General features: G+C 67.5%; 6 protein-coding genes. 4 read left to right on the forward strand and 2 right to left on the reverse strand.

What is annotated here, in order from left to right; all coding sequences use genetic code 11:
- Positions 1 to 294, forward strand: a 294-nt coding sequence (locus V7702_RS16630) for an adenylyl-sulfate kinase (protein ID WP_335651191.1), incomplete at its 5' end; no start/stop codon positions are given.
- 56 nt (positions 295 to 350) lie between these two features.
- On the opposite strand, the gene V7702_RS16635 is transcribed toward V7702_RS16630, so the two are convergent.
- Both V7702_RS16635 and V7702_RS16640 read right to left on the reverse strand, forming a co-directional pair.
- Positions 351 to 884, reverse strand: a complete 534-nt coding sequence (locus tag V7702_RS16635) for an SRPBCC family protein (RefSeq protein ID WP_335651192.1) — start codon at positions 882 to 884, stop codon at positions 351 to 353.
- Entirely contained in the window at positions 881 to 1,240 is a 360-nt protein-coding gene (locus tag V7702_RS16640) for an ArsR/SmtB family transcription factor (protein ID WP_335651193.1), read from the reverse strand. The genes V7702_RS16635 and V7702_RS16640 overlap by 4 nt, the downstream gene beginning before the upstream one ends.
- A gap of 116 nt (positions 1,241 to 1,356) precedes the next feature.
- On the opposite strand from V7702_RS16640, the gene V7702_RS16645 reads away from it, so the two are divergent.
- Genes V7702_RS16645 through V7702_RS16655 form a run of 3 tightly spaced genes read left to right on the forward strand, consistent with a single transcriptional unit; the run spans position 1,357 to position 2,761 of the window.
- Positions 1,357 to 1,881, forward strand: coding sequence for a lipocalin family protein (locus V7702_RS16645; protein ID WP_335651194.1), 525 nt, complete (start codon positions 1,357 to 1,359; stop codon positions 1,879 to 1,881).
- A gap of 43 nt (positions 1,882 to 1,924) precedes the next feature.
- Entirely contained in the window at positions 1,925 to 2,371 is a 447-nt protein-coding gene (mmcB, locus tag V7702_RS16650) for a DNA repair putative endonuclease MmcB (protein WP_335651195.1), read from the forward strand.
- Positions 2,372 to 2,401: 30 nt separating this feature from the next.
- A complete protein-coding gene (locus tag V7702_RS16655; RefSeq protein ID WP_335651196.1) occupies positions 2,402 to 2,761 on the forward strand; it encodes a four helix bundle protein in 360 nt (119 codons plus the stop codon).
- The last annotated feature ends 111 nt before the right edge of the window (positions 2,762 to 2,872 follow it).

Below are 2,872 nucleotides of genomic sequence, written 5' to 3' on the forward strand. Positions count from 1 at the left end.
TCCTTCATCTCGCCCTTCCGGGCCGAGCGCCGTCTGGCGCGCGAGCGCATGGCCGAGGGCGAGTTCATCGAGGTGTTCATCGACACGCCCCTGGCCGAGGTCGAGGCGCGCGATCCCAAGGGCCTGTACGCCAAGGCCCGGCGCGGCGAACTCAAGAATTTCACCGGCATCGACAGCCCCTACGAGCCGCCCGAGAACGCCGAGATTCGCGTCGACACCACGGTCATGACCCCGGAGCAGGCCTGCGATGCGATCATCGCCGCCCTCAGGGACGCGGGGCGGCTGACGGGCTGAGCGGCCCCGCTCCGCGATCGGCCCCGCCGGGGCGATCGCGGAGCAGCCGCTTCGGATCAGGCGGGAACGCGCCCCTCGTAATCCGCCTTCAACGCCGTCCAGTGGTCCCAGAACGGCCCGGGCTTGCCGTCGCCCAGACGCGCGACCAGCACGTCGAGATGGGCATGCCAGCCGGCGCTGACGTTCACCAGCACCGAACGATCCGGCGCGCGCTTGTGGGTGATGGTGAGCATGACCTCGTCGCCCATGGGTTCCAGGTCGAAGACGACGCCGGCCGAACTGCCCCATTCGATCCCCAGGCGCCGCTGGGGAACCAGTTCCGTGATCCGGCTGGCCAGGCTGTGGCGGCCGTCGAACCCTTCGGGCGGCCGTCCCGGAGGATCGGTCAGCTCGTTGTTGCGCCATTCAAGATCGAAGGTCGAACCCACCTTCATCTCCATGTCGCCGGACGCGAGCCATTGCCGCCGCAGCTCGCTTTCCGTCAGATAGGCCCACACCCGCTCGATGGGTCCGGGCAAAAGGCGCTGGATTCTCAGGGTGGTCGGTTCGATCAGGGCGCCATAGGCGTCGAGGGCGGCGGTCTCGGTCATCGGTCGTCTCCTTGTTTGGGGATTTCGGGATCGGCGTCGCGCAGGATCCGCTCCAGCTCGTCCAGTCGCGCGGTCCAGAAGCGTTGGTAGACGCCCAGCCATTCGTGGGCGCCCGCCAGAGGACCCGGGTCCAGACGGCACAGGTGCACACGGCCGCGCACCTCGCGCCGGATCAGCCCCGCGGTCTCCAGCGTCCGGATGTGCTTGGACGCGGCGGCCAGCGAGATGGGGTGGGGCGCCGCCAGCTGGCTGACGGTGCGCTCGCCCAGCGCAAGCTCGGCCAGCATGCCGCGACGGGTGGGGTCGCTGAGGGCGTGAAACACCCCGTCGAGTTCAGGTGCTATATATTCAACCATGTAGTTGAGTATATAGGCGTGGCCCCAATAGTCAACCGGTCGGTTGAATTTATCGTTGAAGCCGCATGCGCCCTCATGTCGTAGCTAGGGGACGAGACATGAGTGGGAGCCTGTCCATGAAGATCACCCCGACCCTTGCTGCGGTCGCCCTGGCGGCCAGCCTGATGCTGGCGCCGGACCCCGCCTCGGCCCAGGTCGAGGACCTGAACCTGGAGCGGTTTTCCGGCCGCTGGTACGAGATCGCGCGCAATCCCAACCGCTTCCAGCGCGACTGCACGCGGCTGGCGGTGGATTTCACCGCCCGGGACGCGGGCCGCTATCGCGTGGTCCACACCTGCACCCGCCGCTCGGACGGCGAGATCGAGACCCTGAACGCCAATGCGCGGGTCACGGACTCCAACGCCAAATTCCGCATGTCCCTGGCGGGGTTGCTGTCCTTCGGCGGCCTGGCCAGCCAGAGCTACTGGGTCTGGCATCGGTCGCCCGATTACAGCTGGGCCATCATGGGCCTGCCCGACAAGAGCCACTTCTGGATCTGGTCGCGGCGGGAAAACCCCTCCGCCGAGGTCCGCCGCGCGGCCCTGGCCCGCGCCCGCGCTCTCGGCTTCGACACCTCTGAAGTGATCAGCACGCCGGGTTGACCCGTCACTTGACGACCGGAACACATGCGGAACATATGGCGGCATGCCCGCCGCCGCCATCCACATCGACCTGGTCTTCAGCCGCCCCGAGACCACCCGGTCCGTGACGCGGGGCGCCGCCCGGCTGATGGCGGACATGGGCTATGCGCCCCTGCTTGAGGTCTGCCTGCCCAACGGCCGTCGCGCCGACGTCATGGCCCTGGGCCCCCGCGGCGAGATCGCCATCTGCGAGGTGAAGTCGGGGGTCGAGGACTACCGGGTCGACCGCAAATGGCGCGAGTACGCGCCCTTCTGCGACGCCTTCTATTTCGCCGTGGCCCCGGAGTTTCCCGATGGCGTTCTGCCGGATGAACCCGGCCTGATCGTCGCCGACGGCTTCGGCGGCGCGGTGGTGCGCGAGCCGCCCCTCACGCCTCTGGCGCCCGCCCGGCGCAAGGCCCTGACCCTGGCGTTCGCCCGGCTGGGGGCGATGCGGAGTCTGAGGGAGTAGGTCTTAGGTCTTAGGAATTAGGGGTGGCTGATGCGGGGGTATCGAGACCTGATGGTTTGGCAGAGGTCCATGGGCCTGGCGGAGGGTGTTTATCGTCTGACGAAAAACTTCCCCGGCGAAGAACGGTTCGGACTGACATCCCAGACGCGCAGGGCGGCGGTGTCCGTCCCGGCAAACATCGCGGAAGGTTATGGCCGAGGAACGCGCCCGTCCTACGCAAGCTTCGTCCGCATCGCCCAAGGCTCTCTGAAGGAGTTGGAAACCCACCTGATCCTTGCGCAGCGCATAGGGTTCTGCACCGATCGCGACACCGAGGGCCTGCTCGGCGAAGCTGATGAAATCGGCCGAATGCTCCGCAGCCTCCTCACCAAACTAAGCCCTAAGCCCTAAGCCCTAAGCCCTAAGCCCTAAGCCCTAAGCCCTAAGCCCTAAGCCCTAAGCCCCAAGCCCCAAGCCCCAAGCCCCAAGCCCCAAGCCCTACCGCGGCGCGCGCTTGGCCAG

Source organism: Phenylobacterium sp., from assembly GCF_036963605.1.
In the GTDB taxonomy this organism is placed as follows: Bacteria; Pseudomonadota; Alphaproteobacteria; order Caulobacterales; family Caulobacteraceae; genus Phenylobacterium.

What these genes read in the sequence shown, in the direction of transcription:
- V7702_RS16635 (WP_335651192.1), bottom strand. Translation starts at nt 884, where the DNA reads ATGACCGAGACCGCCGCCCTCGACGCCTATGGCGCCCTGATCGAACCG.
- V7702_RS16640 (WP_335651193.1), bottom strand. Translation starts at nt 1,240, where the DNA reads ATGGTTGAATATATAGCACCTGAACTCGACGGGGTGTTTCACGCCCTC.
- V7702_RS16645 (WP_335651194.1), top strand. Translation starts at nt 1,357, where the DNA reads ATGAAGATCACCCCGACCCTTGCTGCGGTCGCCCTGGCGGCCAGCCTG.
- mmcB (WP_335651195.1), top strand. Translation starts at nt 1,925, where the DNA reads ATGCCCGCCGCCGCCATCCACATCGACCTGGTCTTCAGCCGCCCCGAG.
- V7702_RS16655 (WP_335651196.1), top strand. Translation starts at nt 2,402, where the DNA reads ATGCGGGGGTATCGAGACCTGATGGTTTGGCAGAGGTCCATGGGCCTG.